Annotated in this window: 20 protein-coding genes; 3 read left to right on the forward strand and 17 right to left on the reverse strand. The window is 38.1% G+C overall.

The window, feature by feature from the left end:
- Nucleotides 1-10 precede the first annotated feature (10 nt).
- Genes aroA through rsgA form a run of 4 tightly spaced genes read right to left on the reverse strand, consistent with a single transcriptional unit; the run spans nucleotide 11 to nucleotide 3,016 of the window.
- Nucleotides 11-1,240, reverse strand: coding sequence for a 3-phosphoshikimate 1-carboxyvinyltransferase (gene aroA, locus LV716_RS03350; RefSeq protein WP_163416379.1), 1,230 nt, complete (start codon nucleotides 1,238-1,240; stop codon nucleotides 11-13).
- A 49-nt stretch (nucleotides 1,241-1,289) separates the two neighbouring features.
- Nucleotides 1,290-1,616 (reverse strand): nucleotide pyrophosphohydrolase, encoded by a 327-nt coding sequence (locus LV716_RS03355; RefSeq protein ID WP_163416380.1) that lies wholly within the window; start codon nucleotides 1,614-1,616, stop codon nucleotides 1,290-1,292.
- A complete protein-coding gene (gene dtd, locus LV716_RS03360) occupies nucleotides 1,616-2,068 on the reverse strand; it encodes a D-aminoacyl-tRNA deacylase (protein WP_163416381.1) in 453 nt (150 codons plus the stop codon). Before dtd ends, LV716_RS03355 begins: the two co-directional genes overlap by 1 nt.
- A 3-nt stretch (nucleotides 2,069-2,071) precedes the next feature.
- Nucleotides 2,072-3,016: a ribosome small subunit-dependent GTPase A gene (rsgA, locus tag LV716_RS03365; protein WP_163417856.1), complete on the reverse strand. Its 945-nt coding sequence runs from the start codon at nucleotides 3,014-3,016 to the stop codon at nucleotides 2,072-2,074.
- A 101-nt stretch (nucleotides 3,017-3,117) separates the two neighbouring features.
- Here rsgA and LV716_RS03370 point away from each other — a divergent pair, with 101 nt between their 5' ends.
- Nucleotides 3,118-3,558, forward strand: a complete 441-nt coding sequence (locus LV716_RS03370) for a hypothetical protein (protein ID WP_163416382.1) — start codon at nucleotides 3,118-3,120, stop codon at nucleotides 3,556-3,558.
- A gap of 57 nt (nucleotides 3,559-3,615) precedes the next feature.
- Here LV716_RS03370 and LV716_RS03375 read toward each other — a convergent pair whose 3' ends face one another.
- The 5 genes from LV716_RS03375 to LV716_RS03395 form a co-directional block, all read right to left on the reverse strand.
- Nucleotides 3,616-4,290 (reverse strand): head GIN domain-containing protein, encoded by a 675-nt coding sequence (locus LV716_RS03375; protein WP_163416383.1) that lies wholly within the window; start codon nucleotides 4,288-4,290, stop codon nucleotides 3,616-3,618.
- Between the two features lie 137 nt (nucleotides 4,291-4,427).
- Nucleotides 4,428-5,510, reverse strand: coding sequence for a bifunctional 3-deoxy-7-phosphoheptulonate synthase/chorismate mutase type II (locus LV716_RS03380; protein ID WP_163416384.1), 1,083 nt, complete (start codon nucleotides 5,508-5,510; stop codon nucleotides 4,428-4,430).
- A gap of 95 nt (nucleotides 5,511-5,605) precedes the next feature.
- The gene (locus LV716_RS03385) at nucleotides 5,606-6,463 is read right to left on the reverse strand and encodes a prephenate dehydrogenase (protein ID WP_163416385.1); all 858 of its coding nucleotides are present in this window, start codon (nucleotides 6,461-6,463) and stop codon (nucleotides 5,606-5,608) included.
- A gap of 62 nt (nucleotides 6,464-6,525) precedes the next feature.
- Nucleotides 6,526-7,674 (reverse strand): pyridoxal phosphate-dependent aminotransferase, encoded by a 1,149-nt coding sequence (locus LV716_RS03390; RefSeq protein ID WP_163417857.1) that lies wholly within the window; start codon nucleotides 7,672-7,674, stop codon nucleotides 6,526-6,528.
- Nucleotides 7,671-8,498 carry a prephenate dehydratase gene (locus tag LV716_RS03395; protein WP_163416386.1) on the reverse strand — a complete coding sequence of 276 codons (828 nt, stop codon included), beginning with the start codon at nucleotides 8,496-8,498 and terminating at the stop codon, nucleotides 7,671-7,673. The genes LV716_RS03390 and LV716_RS03395 overlap by 4 nt, the downstream gene beginning before the upstream one ends.
- 390 nt (nucleotides 8,499-8,888) lie before the next feature.
- On the opposite strand from LV716_RS03395, the gene gldA reads away from it, so the two are divergent.
- Nucleotides 8,889-9,782 (forward strand): gliding motility-associated ABC transporter ATP-binding subunit GldA, encoded by an 894-nt coding sequence (gldA, locus tag LV716_RS03400; protein WP_163416387.1) that lies wholly within the window; start codon nucleotides 8,889-8,891, stop codon nucleotides 9,780-9,782.
- Between the two features lie 6 nt (nucleotides 9,783-9,788).
- Here the strand turns inward: gldA and LV716_RS03405 are convergent, their stop codons facing one another.
- Together LV716_RS03405 and LV716_RS18495 are read right to left on the reverse strand one after the other, a co-directional pair.
- Nucleotides 9,789-12,116: an outer membrane beta-barrel family protein gene (locus tag LV716_RS03405; RefSeq protein ID WP_163416388.1), complete on the reverse strand. Its 2,328-nt coding sequence runs from the start codon at nucleotides 12,114-12,116 to the stop codon at nucleotides 9,789-9,791.
- Nucleotides 12,117-12,181: 65 nt separating this feature from the next.
- The gene (locus tag LV716_RS18495) at nucleotides 12,182-13,165 is read right to left on the reverse strand and encodes a response regulator transcription factor (protein WP_305070345.1); all 984 of its coding nucleotides are present in this window, start codon (nucleotides 13,163-13,165) and stop codon (nucleotides 12,182-12,184) included.
- A 173-nt stretch (nucleotides 13,166-13,338) separates the two neighbouring features.
- On the opposite strand from LV716_RS18495, the gene LV716_RS03415 reads away from it, so the two are divergent.
- Nucleotides 13,339-14,793 (forward strand): aminotransferase class V-fold PLP-dependent enzyme, encoded by a 1,455-nt coding sequence (locus LV716_RS03415; RefSeq protein WP_163416389.1) that lies wholly within the window; start codon nucleotides 13,339-13,341, stop codon nucleotides 14,791-14,793.
- A gap of 57 nt (nucleotides 14,794-14,850) precedes the next feature.
- Here the strand turns inward: LV716_RS03415 and LV716_RS03420 are convergent, their stop codons facing one another.
- From LV716_RS03420 to metH, 6 genes are all read right to left on the reverse strand, one after another.
- Nucleotides 14,851-15,321, reverse strand: a complete 471-nt coding sequence (locus LV716_RS03420; protein WP_163416390.1) for a hypothetical protein — start codon at nucleotides 15,319-15,321, stop codon at nucleotides 14,851-14,853.
- Between the two features lie 69 nt (nucleotides 15,322-15,390).
- Nucleotides 15,391-16,479: a serine hydrolase gene (locus LV716_RS03425; RefSeq protein WP_163416391.1), complete on the reverse strand. Its 1,089-nt coding sequence runs from the start codon at nucleotides 16,477-16,479 to the stop codon at nucleotides 15,391-15,393.
- An 18-nt stretch (nucleotides 16,480-16,497) separates the two neighbouring features.
- Nucleotides 16,498-17,277, reverse strand: a complete 780-nt coding sequence (locus LV716_RS03430) for a head GIN domain-containing protein (protein ID WP_163416392.1) — start codon at nucleotides 17,275-17,277, stop codon at nucleotides 16,498-16,500.
- A 31-nt stretch (nucleotides 17,278-17,308) separates the two neighbouring features.
- Nucleotides 17,309-18,409 (reverse strand): acyloxyacyl hydrolase, encoded by a 1,101-nt coding sequence (locus tag LV716_RS03435; protein ID WP_163416393.1) that lies wholly within the window; start codon nucleotides 18,407-18,409, stop codon nucleotides 17,309-17,311.
- Between the two features lie 19 nt (nucleotides 18,410-18,428).
- Complete coding sequence (gene metF / locus LV716_RS03440; RefSeq protein WP_163416394.1) at nucleotides 18,429-19,382, reverse strand: methylenetetrahydrofolate reductase [NAD(P)H]; 954 nt, start codon at nucleotides 19,380-19,382, stop codon at nucleotides 18,429-18,431.
- Nucleotides 19,383-19,478: 96 nt separating this feature from the next.
- Complete coding sequence (metH, locus tag LV716_RS03445) at nucleotides 19,479-22,193, reverse strand: methionine synthase (RefSeq protein WP_163416395.1); 2,715 nt, start codon at nucleotides 22,191-22,193, stop codon at nucleotides 19,479-19,481.
- Nucleotides 22,194-22,197 lie beyond the last annotated feature (4 nt).

Here is a 22,197-nt window from a genome sequence, read left to right on the forward strand (position 1 = left end):
TAAATATGAATTAGATTTCCGCTATTTGAAGACCAAGTTTTTTTAGATCTTTCCAGAAGTCGGGATAGGATTTTGAAACCACCATGGCATCATTGATCACTATTGATTTTTTTAGTGCCAAAGGCGCAAATGCCATGGCCATTCTATGATCGTGATACGTATCTACGGTAACTCCTGAAGCTATATTCTCCGATGGGGAAAGTGTAAGGCTTTCAGCATCTGTCTCTATTTTTGCACCAAACTTGGATAGTTCTGTTTTCAACGCTGCCAAACGGTCTGTTTCTTTTATGGGCAGGGTATGCAATCCCGTTAAACGACAGGCCATTCCCAAGCCAAAACAAGTTACAGAAATCGTCTGCGCAATGTCTGGTGCATTGGCAAGGTTATAATCAACTTTAGCAAGCTGACAGTCGGCTGTTTTGGAAATTGTTATTTGATTTTCTGAAAATGAGGTTTCAACACCAAAATCCTTGTAAATCTCTGCTAAAACACTATCGCCTTGAAGTGAATCTTTCTTGTAGGAAGACAATTTGATTTCAGTACCTACTTCGCCCAGCGCAGCTATACTATAAAAATAACTGGCCGAACTCCAATCGGATTCTACCACCAGTGTCGTTTTTTCAACTTGATATTTTGGTTCGACTTTTATTCGGTTTCCTACAAATGAAGTGACAACACCTATCTCGTTTAAAAGTGCCAACGTCATTTTTATATAGGGCACTGAAGTGATTTTTCCAATGAGCTCAAGTTCCAATCCATTTTCCAAACTGGGCGCGATCAACAAAAGTGCCGATATGTATTGACTGCTTACATTTGCTGGTAGGGACACTTTGCTTTTGGTCAGTTTTTTGCCTTTTATCCTTAGAGGGGGATAGCCTTCTTTGGTTACGTACGTTATTTCTGCACCCAGGTCATTTAATGCATCTACCAAAACGCTAATAGGTCGTTCTTGCATTCGTTTAGAACCTGTTAAAACCACCTCTTTTCCCGCTTGCGATGCAAAATAGGCCGTTAAAAACCGCATTGCTGTTCCTGCATGATGGATATCCACTTCGCCAGAGAATTTTTTTAGTCCTTTGCCCATAACAGAACCGTCATCTGAATTGGATGGGTTTTCAATAGTTATGTTTGGAAATAGGGCTTGCAACAGCAAAGACCTATTGGTCTCACTTTTAGAGCCCGTAATTTGTATATCGGCTTTAATAACTTTATTGATGGGGCTGGAAAGTTGTAGTTTCAAACGTTCTGGGCTTTATGGCTTATCTAAAAAAACAAAGCTCAAATATAGTTTATTTAAGCTTTTCGTTGTTCTGGTGCCTATCATGATCGCGCTTTGTTTTTAAGTCCAATTTTTTATCAAAAGCATCTTGCAAATCTATTCCAGTTTGGTTTGCCAGACAGAGCACTACAAAGAGTACATCGGCCAGCTCTTCGCCCAAATCTTTGGATTTATCGGATTCTTTCTCACTTTGTTCTCCATATCGTCTGGCAATAATCCGAGCTACTTCGCCTACTTCTTCGGTAAGCTGCGCCATATTGGTCAATTCATTAAAATAGCGGACACCGTGGTTCTTTATCCATTCATCAACGGCTTTCTGTGCGTTTTCTATATTCATTATTCTTTATTCTTGGTATCTATTAATATTGTAACCGGCCCATCATTTAATAGTTCAACTTTCATATCGGCGCCAAAGATTCCAGTGCCAACGCTTTTACCTAAATCTCCTTCAATTTTCCGGACAAATTTTTCATAAAGCGGAATGGCTATTTCTGGCTTTGAAGCTTTGATATAGGAGGGCCGATTCCCCTTTTTGGTAGCTGCATGAAGTGTAAATTGACTGACCACGATTACATTCCCTTCCACATCCAGAACAGAGCGATTCATAACACCCGATACATCATTAAAAATACGAAGGTTCACTATTTTTTTTGATAACCATGCAATGTCCTCTTCCCCATCGGCATCTTCGATTCCCAATAAAACCAGTAGACCGTGTTTAATTTCAGAGATTACTTTATCATCTACTGTAACGCTTGCCCTAGCTACCCGCTGTACTACTGCCCTCATTGATTATTTATAAACATCAACTCTATAATTTTCATCTTCACCAGTAATCATCTGTACGTAACTGCGATATCGACTCCACGATATTTTATTGTTCTCCAAGGCCTCTTTTACAGCACATTTAGGTTCATCCAGATGTAAACAGTTATTGAACTTACATTGCGATTTCAGTTTAAAAAACTCGGGGAAATAATCCCCAATTTCATCCTGTTCCATGTCCACTATGCCAAAGCCCTTAATGCCTGGGGTATCTATAATCCTAGCACCAAAAGAAAGGTCGTACATTTCTGCAAAAGTAGTGGTATGTTGTCCTTGCAAGTGTTGTTCGGATATTTCCGCTGTTTTTAGTTCAAGCCCAGGTTCAAGCGCATTGATGAGCGTAGATTTGCCAACACCGGAGTGTCCAGAAAACATACTTGTTTTATTGACCATCAATTCCTTTACCAATTCTATGTTCGTTCCAATTGATGCGGCTATTTCTATGCAATGGTATCCAATACTCTTGTATAAAGTGGTAAGATATCCTACTTCTTTCATCTCGTTACCATCATAGGTATCCATTTTATTGAACAAGATTACAACTGGAATCTCGTAAGCTTCCGCCGTTACCAAAAAACGGTCAATAAAGCTGGTAAAGGTTTGTGGGCTGTTCAGCGTGACCAATAAAAAGACCTGATCTAGATTCGCAGCTATAATGTGGGTCTGTTTTGAGAGATTAACCGATTTTCGAATAATGTAATTCTTTCTATCTGTTATCTCTGTAATTACTGCTACAGTTTCATCACCAATCTCTTCAAGTTGAAATACCACATAATCACCTACGGCAACAGGGTTGGTACTCTTAATACCCTTAATACGGAACTTCCCCTTAATACGGCATTCGTAAAAATCCCCTTCCTCCGATTTTACGGTATACCAACTCCCAGTAGATTTATAAACAGTGCCGTTCACAACTTTTTTAACATTTTCAATGCAAAGAAACAATAATACTCCAATTCAAACGTATATATGTGTTACACAGTTAAATATTTCTAAATAATCAAATTAAAAACATGAAAAAAATCTTAATCATCGCGGTAATTGCGTTAGCCGCAACTCTTGAAACCAGCGCACAAAAATTTAAAGTCATCACCAGTGTTGAATCTATTGTTCCCAACGGATTGGGACGTTCTAGAATCGTAAATGCCCTCGAGGAAAAAGATTACAAAGAGTACACTAGTGTCCAGACTGATGAGGACAACACACGTAACAAATCCAAAAGAGGAGAGATTCGAGTAAAGAATTTTGAAGAAACCAAATTGTTGAACTTTTACAATATAGGTGGAATCCGTTTCCAGAATATTGCGGCCAATGATGCATTGTTGACTTCAATGATCAACGATATGGTAGCAAATGGCTGGGAATTGGCTTTTGTTACAAGTGCCGTTGAAAGTGAAGGTGGAAAAGGTGATGGAAAAGGTATCTTTATTACTAGGTATATCTTTAAAAAGTAAAAACCATTTTTAAATAAAAAAAGCGGCCACTTGATCAAGTGGCCGCTTTTTTTAGCACTATTCTACTATGTAGACCCTTCCGCCCACAAAGGTATTTTTGTACACTTTCTTGGGATTGCCATAAACATTTACGTCACCACCTGCTTTTACTTTAATATCAATTTGTTCAGAGGCAAATACCTCAGCTTCACCACCTGCGGAAATCTTTATATCAGTACTGGAAGTCCGGAGTTCACGTCCTTCAAAAATACCACCTGTGTTTAGCACCACAGTCTGATTTTTTGCTAAACCAGATGCCTCGACAATACCACCTGTTACCGCACGTATATCCGCATAATCCACATCCATTCCAATATGTATCTTGGCGCCTTCTTGTGCTCGAAGTTCTATTTTACTCTTTTTCACCATTTCGTTACAGGTAATTTTAGCGCCTTCGTTGCCATCTATAATGTTCAAATCAGTGTAATGTACTTCTATGAGCGTATCTTCTCCCGTGAATTTTTTATCCAATTGCATTCTTAATTTCAGCACGCCTTTTTTATTCATCCATTTAATGTCATCCACGTTCTTTCCCTTGATAACAATTCTATTGTCATCGGATTGAATGAGATTCACCTCGATCAAATCAAAAACCTTGATTTCATTAAAATCACCAACTTCCGTATCGATCATACGTTGGGAAAACATATTGGCAGAAACAAAAAGGACAAAAAGCGTAAATGTTTTTTTCATGATAGTATTATTTTCTGTTTACAAAGATGAGCAGTTTATAAAATTGTTACAGTTTTCTCCATAAAAAAGTCATTTAAAACCTAGGGATATAAACCCATAGTTCTAAATGACCCTGAACGTATTTTATAGGTGTATGACTACTTATTGATAATCTTTTCTTGATGGTTAATCGATTCTTGGTGAATCGCCTTGAACATTCGCAAAACAAATTCTTCGCTCAATCCTTGGGATTCCCCTTCAAGAATCATTTTGCCCAGAATAGCATTCCATCTATTGGATTGTAGGACGGCCACATTCCTTTGTTTTTTGAGCTTTCCAATACCATCAGAAACTTTCATGCGTTTTCCCAAGGTATCTATCAGCTGATTGTCGATTACATCTATCTGGGCTCTTAGATTGTTCAATTTACTATTGTACTCCGCTTCTTCATCTGTTTCTTTTCTAATACGAAGATCATTCATGATTTGAACCAATCTTTGAGGGGTCACTTGTTGGGCAGCATCACTCCATGCATTATCTGGATCATAATGCGTCTCGATCATCAGTCCATCAAAATTCAAATCCAAAGCAGTTTGGGATACGTCAAAAATCATATCACGTTTCCCTGTTATATGGCTTGGGTCATTGATTATTGGTAAATCCGGAAACTTGGACTGTAGTTCGATTGCCAATTGCCATTCAGGAATATTACGGTATTTTGTCTTTTCGTAGGTTGAAAAGCCTCTGTGGATTACGCCTAAATTCTTAATATCTGCAGAATATAAACGCTCTACAGCTCCCAACCAAAGGGACAAATCTGGATTTACCGGATTCTTGATAAGCACAATTTTATCCGTTCCCTCCAACGCATCTGCAATTTCCTGAACAATAAAAGGACTTACCGTAGAACGTGCACCGATCCACAGCAAATCCACATCATGTTCCAACGCAAGATCTACGTGAGCTCTATTTGCGACTTCTGTGGCCGTTTTCAGACCCGTTTCTTCCTTTACCTTTTGCAACCACTTTAATCCAATGGCCCCTACTCCTTCAAAATTACCTGGTCGCGTTCTGGGTTTCCAGATTCCAGCACGGTAATAATTGACATCTGTATCTTTTAAATCGTGCGCTATTTTAAGGACTTGGTCTTCGGTCTCGGCACTACAGGGACCTGCAATAACCAGTGGATGTGGCAAGGCCATATCATCCAACCATTTTCTCATTTCTTTTGAATTCTCCATTTGGTATATTATTCGTTGTTTGCTTCGACTGCGCTCAGCACAGGTGTTGTTCGTTGTTCGTTGTTCGTTGTTCGTTGTTCTTTAAAAACTATTTTTTACTTCGTAAGTGGTATTCCTTTTAAAATTTGTTTTATCCTATTGGTATTGTTCATTTCTTCATAAACATTTTCAAAATCATTGTCCACGAGCAGTTTTTTGAACGTTTCCAGATTTTGAATGTATTCTTCCAAGGTTTCGATTACGTTTTCCTTGTTCTGTTCAAAAATTGGCGTCCACATATCCGGGGAACTTTTTGCCAAGCGAACGGTGCTTTCAAAACCACTACCTGCCATATCAAAAATATCACGCTCATTCTTTTCTTTTTCGATCACGGTCTTGCCCAACATAAATGAACTAATGTGCGATAAGTGAGATACATAAGCAATGTGCTTATCATGTGCATCAGGATTCATATAACGGATACGCATTTTCATCTTTTGAAAAATTTCTAAAGCCTTCTCTTGAAGCTTGAAAGCGGTTTTTTCTACTTCACAAATAATATTGGTCTTTCCCACGTACAATCCATTTATAGCAGCTGACGGCCCTGAAAACTCTGTTCCTGCAATAGGGTGACACGCCAAAAAATTTCTTCGCTTTGGATGCCCATCCACAGTCTTGCATATCAGTTTTTTGGTAGAGCCTGCATCCATAACGAGAGTATCATCACCAACGGCATCCAAGATTTTTGGTAATTCCAATGTCAGAGCATTTACCGGAATACTTACGAAAACAATATCTGAAGTGGCCAAGGCATCGTAACCTCCTATGTTATCTATAATTCCTAGTTCCGATGCTTCATTAGCGTTCGATTCATTCTTGTCAACACCCGTTATTTTTGAATCAGGATACAGTTCTTTAAAGTCCTTGGCAAAAGACCCTCCAATCAATCCGACACCAACAATCGTAATGTTCATGTATTCGTAGTTTTAGGTAATGAGGCCAATATTAAAAGTATAGCTCACGTTCTCAATTCCAATTACTCAAATCTCCTTATTGCTTCTTTTATTTTTTCTTCTTCCACACAAAGTGAAAAACGTATATATCCTTCTCCATTGCTACCGAAAATAGTTCCTGGAGCAATAAAAACATCTTTATCATATAACACCTCATCAATAAAATCCTCAGAGGATTTTGACCCTTCCGGCAACTTGGCCCAAATGAACATTCCTGCAGCATCTTTATCATAGGTAGCACCAAATTTATCGACCAATTGAAACATTAGTTTTCTACGCTTTCTATAAACCTCATCCAATTTTTCAAACCAATCGCCTCCACTTTCAAGCGCAGTAATCGCTCCTTTTTGAATTCCATAAAACATACCGGAATCCATATTGCTCTTAACCTTTAAAACTGCCGTAACGTGTTCAGAATTTCCCAACACCATTCCAACGCGCCAACCTGCCATATTAAAGGTCTTGCTAAGAGAATTCAATTCTAACGCAACTTCCTTCGCACCTTCTACCTGTAAAATACTGGTAGGGTTGTCATTGAGGACAAAACTGTATGGGTTGTCATTAACGATGAGCAAATCGTTCGCTTTGGCAAAAGCAACCAATTCTTTCATCTTTAACCTATCAATTTTGGCACCAGTGGGCATATTGGGGTAGCTTATCCACATTAATTTCACCTTGGACAAGTCTGTTTTCTCCAATGCTTTTATATCTGGCAGCCATCCGTTCTTAGCCGTTAAATCGTACATAACTGGTTTTGCCCCGATTAAATTTGTAACGGAACTGTAGGTTGGATAACCTGGATTTGGTATTAAAACCTCATCGCCCACATTTAAAAATGCCAAGCTGATGTGCATAATGCCTTCCTTTGAGCCCATCAACGGCAAAAGTTCGGTGTTGGCATCCACATGTACCTTAAAACGTGAAGCATAAAAATTGGCCATGGCTTCTCGTAGTTCAGGTAGCCCCTGATAGCTTTGGTATTGATGTGCTTTACTATCTTCCAATACTTCTTGCAAGGTAGTCACCGCTTCTTTTGAAGGGGGTAAATCTGGACTACCAATACCCATATTTATAATCGGTTTCCCTTGGTTCATGAGACCACGGACTTCCCTCAGTTTTTTTGAGAAGTAGTATTCTTGAACGCTATGTAACCTATCTGCTGTAACCATTATTGCAATGCATTTTTATATTCGCCCAATACTCTAAAATCCTCTGACATTATTTCCAGTAACGACTTGGCTTTTTTGAAAAAATCGTACTCGTCAAAAGTAACATCAACAAAAAATGCATATTTCCATGGTGTTTCAATGACCGGAAGAGACTGGATTTTGGTCAGGTTCAAATTACAATCGCTCATAACGTTTAGAACTGTGGCCAGACTCCCACGTTTATGATCTGTTATAAATCGTAGCGATGCTTTGTTTATCTCTTCTTTTGGCAAAACCCTATTCTGTTTTTTTAAGATGATGAAACGTGTAGCATTATTTTTTATCGTCTGAATCTCATCGGCAATAATATCTAGACCATACAAATCCGCAGCAACTCTTGGAGCAATAGCAGCAATGTTTGCCAATTTATTTTCTTTTATCCGTTTTGCTGTTTCGGCAGTGTCTACATCTTCTACCAGTTTTATGTCTGGATACTTTTTAAAAAATTCTTTACATTGCAAAAGTGCCATAGGATGGGAATGCACTTCTTTAACATCCGCAAATGAACTTCCCTTCAAGACCATAAGATTATGATGAATATTTAAATAGTGTTCACCAATAATGTGTACGTTGTTATGATACACCAAATTGTAATTGGGGATTATAGATCCGGCAATAGAATTCTCAATGGCCATTATTCCCTTATCGATAGAGCCGTTGGATAAATGATGTATAATAGCATCAAAAGAAAGGCATTCCACTAAGTCAATGTCATCCCCAAAAAAGTCTTTTGCCACTTGATGATGGTTAGACCCCCTAATTCCTTGTATTGCTACTTTTAAACCCATACTAAAAAAAAAGTCCCGATTTGCATCGGGACCCTGTATTATATAGCTACTATATTTCAGAACAGTCCCTTGCTTCTCTTAAAAAAGAAGTAGAAATAAAAACCGTTCCAGAAATATGTGTTTGTCATTGTTTACTAAATCTTTGGCTAAGATAGGTATTCGGTTGAAAAACAAAAGCTAAACCTAAAATTTTTTTGATTTTTAGCTAAAAACTCAAATGCATTGCAAATTATTTCGTGTAAACACTCCTTTTTTAAGAATTCAAGATTTAATCTTATTTATTAAGACTCAAATTGGTGCTGTCATTATTCTTATTCACTTTTCATATTACAGGCAACTTGCTCTTTGAGAAATCTAAAACTGTATTTTTGGAAATCAAAATAGAATCGAATGTCCATTACCGTAAGTAACATCACCAAAAGCTTTGGAACTCAAAAAGCATTGAACAATGTATCTTTTTCTATTCAAAAAGGAGAAATCGTTGGTTTCTTGGGTCCTAACGGTGCTGGAAAATCTACTATGATGCGCATTTTGACTACGTATTATAAAGCTAACTCTGGCGAAGCTGAGGTCAATGGGCACAATGTTTTAACATCTGAACAGCGAGTACAAAAAAGTATTGGTTACTTACCAGAACACAATCCGCTTTATCTTGATATGTATGTAAAAGAATATCTCGCTTTTAACGCAAATGTATACCAAGTTGCCAAAAAACGGATTGATACCATAATCGAACAAACCGGACTTACCGTTGAAGCACATAAAAAAATAGGCCAGTTATCCAAAGGATACCGACAACGTGTTGGCCTGGCGGCCGCCCTATTGCACGACCCAGAGGTACTCATCTTGGACGAACCCACAACAGGGCTTGATCCCAATCAATTAATTGAAATCAGAAAACTTATCAGAGAAATTGGAAAAGAAAAAACCATACTACTTTCCACCCACATCATGAAAGAGGTAGAAGCGGTCTGCGATAGAGTCATCATCATTAATAAAGGAGAAATTGTTGCCGACAAAAAGCTAGAAGAACTACGTGAAGCCGAGGAGCAGATTATAGAGGTTGAGTTTGATTACAGGGTTGAGGAAATGTTGCTCAAAAAGTTACCTAATGCCACTCATGTTAAGAATATAGGTGGTTTTGTTTATGAGATCACGTTCAATACCACAAAAGATATGCGACCGGCAGTTTTTGATTTTGCCCATGACAATGAGCTCAAAACATTGCAGTTGAGTAGAAAAAACAAAAATCTGGAAAGCCTTTTTACCGAATTAACAAGTTAGTTCCCGTTATTTTATTCTTTCCAAATTTTCGTCTACATTCCTATTTTTGAATTTAGCTTTTTTAGAATTTCCTAAATCATATTTTATCGAGAAAGCAACTTCTTGTGCATCCACAAAGTAGACCCCTTCTGCCTGAACACCATTGATGTCATAGCTTTCCTCAAAATTCATTGCCTTTGTAATATCGTTCAAACGGATAGTACATTGTAATTTGTCAAAAAAGGTTTTTGTAAGGGTCGCATCCAAGACCAGCATGCTGTTACGTTCAAAAATACCTTCTTGGCGTTCTGTGAGTAACCATCCGCCAAAAGCTATGGTAATATCTTTTTTTATTTTAAACTGTTGATTGGAATATGCATAGATGTATGGGCTAGTGCTGCCCAATGTTGCAGTACTGTCTTCAATCTTATTATAATTAAGACTGATGGTATTTGTAGAAGTCCATTTCTTATGGGAATAAGGCAAGGTCAATCCAATCGTAAAACCTGATTCCTTTTCTAGATTCGTAGGTGAAAAAATTGCCCTGCCCAATGTTTCATCATAACGTATCGTATAATTTACAGGGTTCGTATTTCGATAATATGTTGCATTGATCGATTTGTTCTTCCATTGAAAATTGGCAGAAAACTCATTCGTAAAAGTTGGCAATAGATTTACATTGTTCGCACCCTCCAAAAAAGGATTGATGAATACCGTAATGGAACTTGTCCTTGAAAAATTTGGCCTTGTAACACTTCTCGCGTAATTTACCGATACTGTCTTGGTACTATCCAACTTAACATTAAAACCAGCTTTGGGGAAGAGATTGGTGTTTTCCCGTTCAATGAGTGGAGACGACTCCGCTTCCAATAGCCCTTGGACCTGATTGTACTCTACTCGCAATCCTAGGCTATAGTCCATTCCTTTTTTAAGGTTGCCTGATAGGGAAGTATACCCCGAATACAGGCTTTCTTTATAATCAAAGTCTAAAATCGTATTTGTATTATCTGTTATTTCCTGTATATCAGTAAACGCATCTGCCCATGCTTCATTAAGGTTGGTCCCAAATTCCCATTTTATGTTTTTTGAAAAATCATACGTAAAGTCCAACCTAAATGCCGCCGAATTTATTTCATATAATTGATTTCGAGTTTGGTCCAAGTTAAATCCATTCTCGTTAAAATTATTCGAGATTTCTGTGTCCAAAGTCTGCTTATAAGAGGAATATTGAAAACCCGTGAAAAGATTTAAATCGGTTCCTATCTTTTTATTGAAGTTGGCATTGCCACTGAAATAGTCCTTAGTATTATCATTATTTGAATTTGAGGTAACGTTGTCCTCACGGGTATTATCCCGTATAAAGGTTTCTGTTCCAATGGGTGCTTCATTGGTTTGCCTTCTAAAGGTAGTGTTGAAAGAAAAATAGTCATTTCCTTTTAAAGGATAGAAAAAACCCAACCCACCATTTGTCTCTACACGTTCATTCAAATCTATCAAAACAATATAGTCTGAAAACACATCTCTTTCCGGGATACCGAAAGCAAACGTATGGCTTTCCCATTGTCCCAGATCATTGTAGGCAAAATTCCCCTGGATCGTCCAGTTTCCATTAGAATAACTTCCATTAGCATTCAAGTAGTTATTAAAATTCCTTCGAAACGAAGCCGTCTCGCTAACGTTCATTCTTACACCTTCACCTGAATTTCTCTTTCTGGTAACCAACAGTACAGCCCTTCCTTCTGCTTCATATTTTGCCGAGGGGTTAGCAATCAACTCAATACTTTCAATGGTATCCACCGAAAGCGCGGTCAATTCTTCAAAAGTGATGTGTTGACCTCCCATATAAATCAATGGATTTCCCTTCCCAACAATTGAAATGGATTCTCTATCTGCCGCAATCTGAACGTTGGGCAACTTGGCCAATACATCCAACGGGTCGGGAATAGAGGAGAATACAGGGTTTTGAACATCAATTTTTAGATTCCCATTATTATTTGTTATTGGATTTTTAGCAGCTATGACTTCAACTTCTTCCAATTGTTCGGCACTTTCCATTAAAGTAATTTCCAACTCAATATTCTTATCGAGAAGAAAGGGCTTTTCGTAATCTTGAAACCCTAAGGCTGATATTCTTAAATAATAACTGTTCCCTAAAATGGTATTGAAAGTAAATCTACCATCATACAATTGTGTATATTGAATTAGGTTTTCTTGGCTTTCATCATAAACGAGTACATCCCCGACCGCAACCTGGTTTCCATGCTCATCGACCACATTACCTTGTAACGAAAATTGATCTTGTCCAAAAATAGCGGAAATCGAAAAACAAAAAATAAGAAAATACAAATGCTTCAAAACGTCTAAATTTTGAAACAAAGTAATATCTGGGTATCGTGGGAATGAAGAAAAACAGGTCTGATTTAGGTACTAGCACCCGTACTCTTTTGTAATAACTCCTGTCTATTGGCCACGTTTAGTTTATTGTAAATATTGGTGATATGGGTCTTTACCGTACTTAGACTGATAAAAAGTTCATTGGCAATCTCTTTATTACTTTTTCCTTGAAGAATCAGATTTTGAATAGTGGTTTCCTGTTTACTCAAATCAGGGACAACCACAGTTTGTTTTTTTCTTTTCACTCTTAAGGTGACGAAGCCCAAAACAAGTACGAGTACGAACAGTCCAAGATTCATCCATCTACTTTGTTGTAGTTCTTTTTCCAAAGCAACATTGTTGAGGTAAGCCAACTTCTTTTCCAAAAAGAGGTATGATGAAGGGTTTAAGTCACTTTCTTTCAGTTCTGAAAGTAAACTCAAATAGTATAGCTCATTTTCAGCGATATCCTTGTCAAGTAGTTTTTTATTTTCCAGTTGCTTTATTCCAATTAATTTGACCAATAAAATTTGAAGGGAGTCTTTTACAAATCCTTTATGCGATGCTATACTTTCATCTTCTGAATTATATTGACCCGACAAATCCGCTTCGAACTGCTGTAATTTTTCCCATTCCAGTTGTGCTTTGTTGGTTGTTGTAAAACTGGTGAACAAGGCCTTACTCTTTTTAAACCGTATAAAACCTGTATTGGAATGGATAAAATCCACTTCGGTCTTTATTGAATCGTTCATTACCTTTTTGATACGGTCAATGGACAGTCGATACAGATGATCCGAATCGGATATGTATTTCTTATTAAAAGCAAATGAGCCGTCTTCGTTGATTCTGGCAATAGCAACTGGAGTTCCGTTATTTTCTCCTTTCAGATTATCGATAGACAATTTGCTCAATCGTACATCCGTTTCCCATTCTTCAGGATGTTCCAGGTCAACAAAACCAGAAACTGCATGTTGTGCCGAAACCCTTAGGACATTGATAATTAAGACTATGATTAAAAAATACCTGTACATTGACCATAAAACTTGAAGGATAAATTTAATGCATTTAACGTAGTGAAGCAATTCGGTAAATTGTTTTCCTTAGATATATACAATACAACTTTTTCTACTATTATTTTACCTCAAACATCATGTTATTCCAGTATTCAAATCGGTATTTTTGCACTTCTATATTAATTTGATACATGAAAAAGAACCTTGCCAATTTAGAGTTGTCAGATGAACAAATGAAAATCTATGGCCATCAAGTTACAGAGGCCATAATTAAGCATTTTCAAACACAAAACAGTGAATTGCCTGTAGCCATGGGTTCTAGGGAAGAGATGGATTCCCTATTCTTGGAAGAGGCTCCAGAAAAAGGTATGGAGCCTATCGATGTACTCAATTTTGTACTTGAGGAAGTGATGACAAAAAGCACCAACTTATCCCATCCTAGAACGTATGCATTTGTTCCCGGACCAAGCAACTTTGTAAGTGTTATGGCCGATGCCCTTGCTACAGGCTATAATATCTTTTCTGGTGGATGGGCCGCATCGCCAGCGGCAGCGGAATTGGAAATCATAACCATACAGTGGCTCTTAAAAATGTTTGGCCTTCCACAGAAAAAGGGTGGTGGTATTTTTACAAGTGGAGGTTCCATGGCAAACTTAACGGCACTGACAACGGCGCGAAGAATTAAATGTGGGGAGGATTTTTCGAAAGCGATGATTTACCTATCCGATCAAGCACATTCATCCAATATTAAGGCAATCAGGGTACTAGGATTTAAGAAAGAACAAATCCGAATCATTCCTACGGATATTGAGTTCAAATTTTCCATTAACAAACTTAAAAACTGTATTGCAAAGGATCGGTTAAAAGGACTTCAACCTTTTTGTTTGATAGCGACTTCGGGCACTACAAATACGGGTACTGTGGACCAGTTACAAGAGTTAGCGAAAATTTGCAAAAAAGAGGACATCTGGTTTCATATTGATGGAGCTTACGGTGCAGCGGCCATATTGTCCAAAAAAGGCAAGCAGTTGATGAAGGGAATTGAAAAAGCAGATTCATTGACCGTAGATCCACACAAATGGTTTTTCCAGCCTTATGAAATGGGCTGTCTTTTGGTACGAAACCATAAACACCTAAGCCATACCTTCACGGAAAAACCAGAATACCTAAGGGATATCGAAGGGAATACATCAGAAATCAACTTTTACGACCACGGTATTCAATTGACCAGAAGGTTTAGGGCGTTAAAATTTTATATGTCCATAAAGACATTTGGCTTAAAACAGTTTAGGGAAGCTATCACCTATAATATAGATTTGGCCGAAGCAGTGGAAAAAGTTCTCAGGGCCAGTAAAACATGGGAAGTGGTTTTCCCTGCTACCATGGCCATCATTAACTTTAGGTACAATCCTATCGGGAAAAAGTATTCTCAAAAAGAATTGGATGCCTTGAATCAATATATTTCAGAGAAAGTTATTGCGTCAAGGGAAGCGCTTTTGGCAACTACATTGTTACATGGCCAAGTTGTTCTGAGAATGTGCCTTATCAACCCAAGAACAACAATTAATGATGTAAAGGACACTTTAGCGCTTTGTAGAAAATTTGCAGATGAACATGAACTTGTAATACAACAAGTCGTCCATTAGTTCGTAAAAGTTTTAAAAATTTCTGAGCAATAAAATGGTATCATTCACTTTAAAGTTTCAAAACTTTAAAGCCAAGCCAATGCCGTTCCTGTTACTAGTGGGCACCAATCTAAAAGTAGTCTTATTATCGAATTGCTTGTTATAGGTCAATATGGCTTTTTTAGCATTTTGGTTGGAAAAATGTAAAAAGAGACTACCCAGTATTCCAAAGCCTAAAGAACCTAAAGCCGGTTCTAATGAGTTACCATCGTCTTTCGCCAATTCTGCGCCCGTCCATATTGCAAGACCCAGTTGAGCTAAAAGTGCTACGTATCCAATAGTCTCATTTGTTTCAGCTTTTTTCCAATAGATAGCCGCCTCATTATTGGTATAAAGTAGACTCTTAAACTCTTTTTTGGACAACTCTTTGTCATCTTGATAGTATTCAGCCCCCCAAAACCCCGTAAACGTAGTGATTTCTTGAGCGTTTACCTTTACCATAAAAAGGAAAATCGATACAAAAGATAAAATGAAACTTAATTTTTTCATTGGAAAATATTTTTACATCAAAAGTATCTTGGTTCTTTTTGGTAGTATTTGTCAAAAAGTCTCTTTTTCCTAAAAACTACTTAATTGAGTACTAGACACGGTATCCAAATCGTTTTGCACTTTGGGGTCGGTACAGTTTATTAGAATGGAAATCACGATTTCCTCATTAGGGTATACGAAGAAATTGGAATAGGCACCAACGCTGTTGCCAACATGTCCCACAAAGTCTCTCCCTAAATCATCTTGACTCACTTGAAATCCCAAACCATAATAAGTCGATTTTCCATTTATGGTCTGTGCCGTCAAAATATCTTTTAACGTTTCAGGTTGTATCAATTTCTTTTCCATAATAGCTTGTCCCAGTTTAGCAATATCGCTGCTAGTTGATAAATATCCACCTCCTGCCAGTTTATAAAAGTTATTTACTGGAACAGCTTTTTTAAAACCCATTTTGGTTCTGGTGTATGTTTGGCTACGCTCACCTACCAATTCTTGATTACTGAGCGAAGCTGAAGTGACTTTTTCTGGTATTGTAGCCATCATTCCCAAAGGTTCCAAGACTTTCGTCTTGACATATGTTTCAAAAGGAATTCCACTAGCTTCTTGCATGGCGAGGGACAGTAAAACGAAATCAAAACTGTTGTACAAGTATCCTTTTCCCGGTCTAAAAACCAATGGGTCGTTTTGGAATATCTCAACACTTTCCTCTATGGAATAAGGTTTGTTCAGTGCAAACTCTTTACCACGATATCCTCTTATTCCGGCCGTGTGACTTGCCAATTGGCGTAAGGTGAAATCGTATTTCTTTTTTGGATAATTGGGAACATACTCATAAAAGGATGCATCAAGTTCTACCATTTCTTCCTCGACCATCTTTGCAAGAGCAATTCCGGTGATACACTTTGAGATACTTGCGATACGAAATAGTGTTTTTGCAGGGTTTACTTTTATCTTTTTTTCCAAATCGGCATGACCATATCCTTTTTCAAGTACAATTTTTCCTTGTCTTTTTATGGTAATGGCCATTCCAGGGATTCGTTTTTCAACCATTAGGTTATGGCAAATCGCATCTGCCAAGTCTAATCCCTTAAGTTCTTTTATAAATTTAGTCTTTGGTGATGACTGAAATAAATTTTGAAGGTATGCAAGTACGTTCATGGTATCATCGCTATGCTATCAATCCCTAAAAATCATTCGACCATTAAAAATTTCTTCCACTTCGACCTCTGGTGGGCGATTGCTGCTAATTACATCCCCTACACTTCTTATTACCCCGCTTATGCGTTGCTGCGGATTTACGAAGACATCATTGGAGCCCCTATGATTAATATTCACATTTTGAGCAACTAAATTTTCAGCTTCAATTCTGGAGTCCCCTGCGGCGATAGTTATACTTAAATTGTTTGTAGTTCCACCTAGTTTAAAATAAGCTATACCATTCGTTGTAATTCGAACAATTTCAGAATTCACGTCCAGATCAAAAGAGCCATCCGTTGTCTCAGCTTCCGGATCGGTAAAACTTTCAGATATTAAGGAAATATTGGGATAATTCAATATTCCTTCACTGGAGATTAATAGTCCCGTACTGCTTCGTATCTCTTCAATATTTGGTGATGTTACATAGATTGTAGTTAAGCCATACTCCCTAAAAAAGTTGCAGCCATTCTCGTTTCGCACAACAAGTCGATTGCCCTCCACAACAGCGGACACTTCGTTTCTGAGAAATTCTCCTGTTTCAATCTCAACTACTTGTTCTTCTCCTTGCTTTAGCACCAAATTGATGTTTTCAAACACTGTGATATTCAAAAAATCTGGGACCTCAACAGACTCACGAATCAAATCACCCGCATTCTGAAAACAGTCAGGGGTGTTTTCACCATTGCATGATATCAATAAAGAAAAGAGAACGAAGAAAAAAAATCTACGAGCAGTATTCCCGAGAAATATACTACCCATATTTAAAAATCTTATATCCAACATCTTTCTTCTATAATCTAATTCCAACTCCAAACTCAACAGTTTCCGCTTTTGCAGCATGCGATTTTAGCGTTATGGCTCCAAAGACCTTATTACCAAAATATCGTTTTAACCCAATACGGTTATATAATCTTCCTTCAAAATCAAAGGGGTAGTACACATAATACCCCAATTGCGCGACCACACTCAATTTATTTACGAACAGTTCGTGCCCCAAGAAAAGTCCAACACGTTTATAGTCCGTATCGGGAGCAACATCAAGCTCAGGAAACGAAATGGATTGATATCGAATCAATTCCTTTAAAAAATTGGAGAAAAATATATCTGTTCCAAATTGTATCGCACTTTTTCTTCCCAATCGTTTATCGGCATAGGCAGAAAGCATCCAAAATCCATAGCGACCAGAATTAATGACATCACTAGTATTGGCACCTGTCCTAAAAGCAAGGTTATAACGAATAGGTTCCGTTATCTTTTCATTTGTTTCAGGCTCAATGAATTCGAATGATTCTTTTGCATTTAAATCATACGTCAGACCAAAATTGAATGCCATTGTATTGGTGGATGTATTGGGCGCTTTGAAATTGGCATTGGAATAGTGTATTAACGAGATGCCTGCTTTAAAACCCAGACCAGCTATAAGATTCTCCTTATGATAATTGAGCATGGCCAAGGTCGAGGCCAAAATATGGGAACCATAGGCATTGTTCCTAAAGTTGTCATTTTTATCATAAGGATTAGTGTTATAAGCCAAACCCTGACCTACTCGAAGTTGTAGATTACGTTTTAAAAAATAAATATTGTAATGGGCATACAGTCCAAAATGATTCCCCAATGTTGGATTATTGGTATCCTGATACACAAAAGAGAAACCCGTATCTGGATAGCCGTACTCCGCTTCCCAAGCCTCTGCTCCATACCTTTTTCTATTGAAACCTAAAATGATACCTCCTGGATGTTCAGTAATCAAATGGGAGATGTCCGGATTATGTAGGAGAATGGAACCATAGAATTGACTGGCATCCAGTACAAATTTCTTTGGCTCTTTTTCCTCTTGGGAAAATCCATAGCTGTAGCAAAGCAACAAAAAGAAATAAAGTAGGCGCTTCATTGGCCGCTAAAGTAGGAAATTAAAATATCGCCGCTGCAATCGCCTTGATATTATCTGATTTTCCCATAGAGTAATAGTGCAGTACAGGTACATTGGCATTCTTTAATTCTTTTGATTGTTGAATGCACCATTCCACTCCTACCTGTCTAACCTCTTTGTTGTTTTTACAATTCTCAACAGCATCGACCAAATCTTCTGGAATATCCACTCGGAAAACCTGTGGCAACAATTGTAAATGTCTTTTTACGGCCAAAGGTTTTATTCCAGGTATTATGGGAATATGAATCCCCATATCCCTTGCTGCATCAACAAATTCGAAGTACTTTTTATTATCGAAGAACATTTGGGTAACTACATAATCGGCACCTAAATCTACTTTTTCTTTTAACCGTTTTAAATCAGATTTTAAGGAAGGTGCTTCCATATGTTTTTCAGGATAACCAGCCACGCCAATACAAAAATCGGCACAGTTATCCGTCTCGATAACCTCGTGTAAATAATTACCACAATTGAGTTCTTGTATCTGTTTTACCAAACTTGATGCATAAGGATGGCCTCCCTTTGTGGGTTCAAAATATTTTTCTTCGCGCATGGCATCACCACGCAGTGCCATAACATTATCAATCCCCAAATAATGACAGTCGACTAGAAGATATTCTGTTTCCTCTTTGGTAAATCCTCCACAAAGTACGTGAGGTACAGTATCAACATTGTACTTATGGGTTATAGAGGCACAAATACCCAGTGTACCAGGGCGCATTCTAGTTAGTTTTTTGTCCAGAAGGCCGTCACGATCAATATAAACATACTCTTCACGTGAAGTTGTCACATCTATAAAAGGTGGATTAAATTCCATCAGCGGGTCAATGTTATTGTATAACTCCTGAATACTTTTTCCTTTTACTGGAGGAATAATCTCAAAACTGAAAAGTGTTTCTCCTTTTGCTTTTTTTATATGGTCTGTTACTTTCATTTCGTTATTCGTTGTTTCGTCGTTTGTTTTTTGTTATTCGTTATTGGTTGCTTTTTAATTAAGCTGACAACCATAAGCCAATAACTATCAACGATGCTATTCATCAACTAAATTAGGAGCTAACCACTTTTTGGCCTTTTCCAGTTTAATTCCTTTTCGTTGAGCAAAATCAGCTACTTGATCTTCCTTTATTTTTCCGAGTCCAAAGTACTTCGCCTCTGGATTTCCAAAATAATATCCGCTAACACTTGCTGCAGGCCACATGGCCAAACTTTCTGTGAGTTTTACCCCAATATTCTCTTCTACCTTCAAGAGCTTCCAAATAGTGAGTTTTTCTAAATGGTCAGGACATGCAGGATAACCCGGAGCTGGACGAATACCCCAATATTTTTCTTCAATCAGATCTTCGTTGGATAAGGTTTCATTTACAGCGTAGCCCCAGTGTTTTGTTCGTACTTCTCTATGTAAATATTCTGCAAAGGCTTCCGCTAAGCGGTCTGCTATTGCTTTGATCATAATAGAGCTATAATCGTCAAGGTTCTTTTCATATTGCGCAGCTAATTCTGCCGTACCGAATCCAGTGGTGACACAGAAACAACCAATATAATCCTGTTTTCCACTCTCTTTTGGAGCAATAAAATCTGCTAAGGCATAATCAGGAACACCTTCTCGTCGCTGTAATTGTTGACGAAGGGTTCTGAAAATCCCCCTCTGTCCTTCGGACATCTCCCCCTCGTGGGGAGAACAAAGAACTTCTATATCGTCATGGTTTGCTGTATTTGCTTCAAATAGGCCGAAAACTGCCTTGGCCTTTAATTGTTTTTCGGCCAGCACTTTTTTGAGCATGATCTGAGCATCCGCGAAGAGCTCGGTTGCTTGTTCTCCTACGACTTTATCCGTAAGGATATCTGGATATTTACCGTGTAGGTCCCAACTTCTGAAAAAGGGTGTCCAATCTATAAAATCCAACAATTTTTCCAATTCCAAATCCTCAATGATTTGAACCCCTAATCGATTGGGTTTTACGATTTCGGCGCTGCTCCAATCAATTTGAAACTTATTTGCTCTTGCAGCTTCAATCGTTTTATATTCTTTTTTCTTGGTTCGACTCAAAAACTTATCACGGAATTCTTCGTAATCTAGTTTGATACCATTTTTGTAGCCATCAGAAGTTTCCTTTTGAAGTAAATCGCCAACAACGGTTACCGCTCTGGAAGCATCGTTCACATGAACTACCGTATTACTGTATTGGGGATCAATTTTGACAGCTGTATGTGCCTTGCTTGTTGTGGCCCCTCCAATCAAGAGAGGAACTTCAAAGTTTTGCCGTTCCATTTCTTTGGCCAAAAACACCATTTCATCTAGGGAAGGTGTTATCAATCCACTCAAACCGATTACATCTACATTATGTTCTATAGCAGCATTGATTATTTTTTCGGGGGGAACCATAACCCCTAAATCAACAATTTCATAATTATTACAGGCCAAAACTACACTCACAATGTTCTTTCCAATATCATGGACATCGCCTTTAACAGTAGCCATAAGGATTTTTCCTGCGTTATTGGAGTTCCCTTCTTGGGGGTTTTTTAATTTCTCTTCTTCTATAAAGGGAAGTAAATATGCTACCGCCTTTTTCATGACCCGCGCAGACTTTACTACTTGGGGAAGGAACATTTTTCCACTACCAAAGAGGTCACCAACTACATTCATTCCGGTCATCAAATGGCCTTCAATAACTTCAATGGGTTTGGAAACACTTTGACGCGCCAGCTCTACATCCTCTTCAATATATTGATCAATACCTTTTACCAAAGCACGAGTGATACGGTTTTGCAACGGCTCTTCGCGCCAAGACAAATCGACTTTGCTTTCTTTAGCTTTTCCAACGACCGATTCCGCAAAATCGAGCAATCTTTCCGTAGCATCATCCCTACGGTTTAATATTACATCTTCAACATGTTCCAATAAATCCTTCGGAATGTCATCGTAAACTTCCAGCATAGTTGGGTTGACAATTCCCATATTCATTCCAGCTTTTATAGCGTGGTACAGAAATACGGAATGCATCGCCTCTCGCACTGGGTTATTTCCCCTAAACGAAAATGAAACGTTGCTCACACCTCCACTAACACTGCAATATGGAAGATTTTCACGAACCCAACGCGTACCTTCTATGAAGTCCAGAGCATTCAATCTATGCTCATCCATTCCCGTAGCAACAGGAAAGATATTGAGATCAAAAATGATATCTTCTGCTGGAAAACCAACTTTGTCAACCAATACGCGATACGAGCGTTCTGCAATTTCTTTGCGGCGCTCCAATGTATCGGCTTGCCCTATTTCATCAAAGGCCATTACGATAACCGCTGCTCCATAGCGTTTAATCAATTTAGCCTGACGGATAAATTCCGTTTCACCTTCTTTTAGGCTGATTGAATTCACAACACATTTACCCTGTACAACTTGCAGACCCGCTTCAATGATTTCCCACTTAGAACTATCGATCATAATGGGAACTCTTGCGATATCCGGTTCGGCAACAATTAAATTCAGAAACCTGACCATAGCTTCTTTGCCATCGATCAAGCCATCGTCCATATTGATATCGATGATTTGGGCGCCACCTTCAACTTGGTGTCGCGCAACTTCCAATGCCTCATCGAATTTTTCTTCTTTTATCAAACGAAGAAACTTCTTAGAACCCGCTACATTCGTACGTTCACCTACGTTGATGAAGTTGCTTTCGGGAGTTATAACTAAAGGCTCAAGACCGCTCAGCTTCAAATATTTTTGCTTATTAACGTCCATAGCT

It is taken from the genome of Flagellimonas sp. HMM57 (assembly GCF_021390175.1).
GTDB lineage: Bacteria > Bacteroidota > Bacteroidia > Flavobacteriales > Flavobacteriaceae > Flagellimonas.

What these genes read in the sequence shown, in the direction of transcription:
- LV716_RS03355 (WP_163416380.1), bottom strand. Translation starts at nt 1,616, where the DNA reads ATGAATATAGAAAACGCACAGAAAGCCGTTGATGAATGGATAAAGAAC.
- dtd (WP_163416381.1), bottom strand. Translation starts at nt 2,068, where the DNA reads ATGAGGGCAGTAGTACAGCGGGTAGCTAGGGCAAGCGTTACAGTAGAT.
- LV716_RS03370 (WP_163416382.1), top strand. Translation starts at nt 3,118, where the DNA reads ATGAAAAAAATCTTAATCATCGCGGTAATTGCGTTAGCCGCAACTCTT.
- LV716_RS03375 (WP_163416383.1), bottom strand. Translation starts at nt 4,290, where the DNA reads ATGAAAAAAACATTTACGCTTTTTGTCCTTTTTGTTTCTGCCAATATG.
- LV716_RS03380 (WP_163416384.1), bottom strand. Translation starts at nt 5,510, where the DNA reads ATGGAGAATTCAAAAGAAATGAGAAAATGGTTGGATGATATGGCCTTG.
- LV716_RS03385 (WP_163416385.1), bottom strand. Translation starts at nt 6,463, where the DNA reads ATGAACATTACGATTGTTGGTGTCGGATTGATTGGAGGGTCTTTTGCC.
- LV716_RS03395 (WP_163416386.1), bottom strand. Translation starts at nt 8,498, where the DNA reads ATGGGTTTAAAAGTAGCAATACAAGGAATTAGGGGGTCTAACCATCAT.
- gldA (WP_163416387.1), top strand. Translation starts at nt 8,889, where the DNA reads ATGTCCATTACCGTAAGTAACATCACCAAAAGCTTTGGAACTCAAAAA.
- LV716_RS18495 (WP_305070345.1), bottom strand. Translation starts at nt 13,165, where the DNA reads ATGTACAGGTATTTTTTAATCATAGTCTTAATTATCAATGTCCTAAGG.
- LV716_RS03415 (WP_163416389.1), top strand. Translation starts at nt 13,339, where the DNA reads ATGAAAAAGAACCTTGCCAATTTAGAGTTGTCAGATGAACAAATGAAA.
- LV716_RS03420 (WP_163416390.1), bottom strand. Translation starts at nt 15,321, where the DNA reads ATGAAAAAATTAAGTTTCATTTTATCTTTTGTATCGATTTTCCTTTTT.
- LV716_RS03425 (WP_163416391.1), bottom strand. Translation starts at nt 16,479, where the DNA reads ATGAACGTACTTGCATACCTTCAAAATTTATTTCAGTCATCACCAAAG.
- LV716_RS03430 (WP_163416392.1), bottom strand. Translation starts at nt 17,277, where the DNA reads ATGGGTAGTATATTTCTCGGGAATACTGCTCGTAGATTTTTTTTCTTC.
- LV716_RS03435 (WP_163416393.1), bottom strand. Translation starts at nt 18,409, where the DNA reads ATGAAGCGCCTACTTTATTTCTTTTTGTTGCTTTGCTACAGCTATGGA.
- metF (WP_163416394.1), bottom strand. Translation starts at nt 19,382, where the DNA reads ATGAAAGTAACAGACCATATAAAAAAAGCAAAAGGAGAAACACTTTTC.
- metH (WP_163416395.1), bottom strand. Translation starts at nt 22,193, where the DNA reads ATGGACGTTAATAAGCAAAAATATTTGAAGCTGAGCGGTCTTGAGCCT.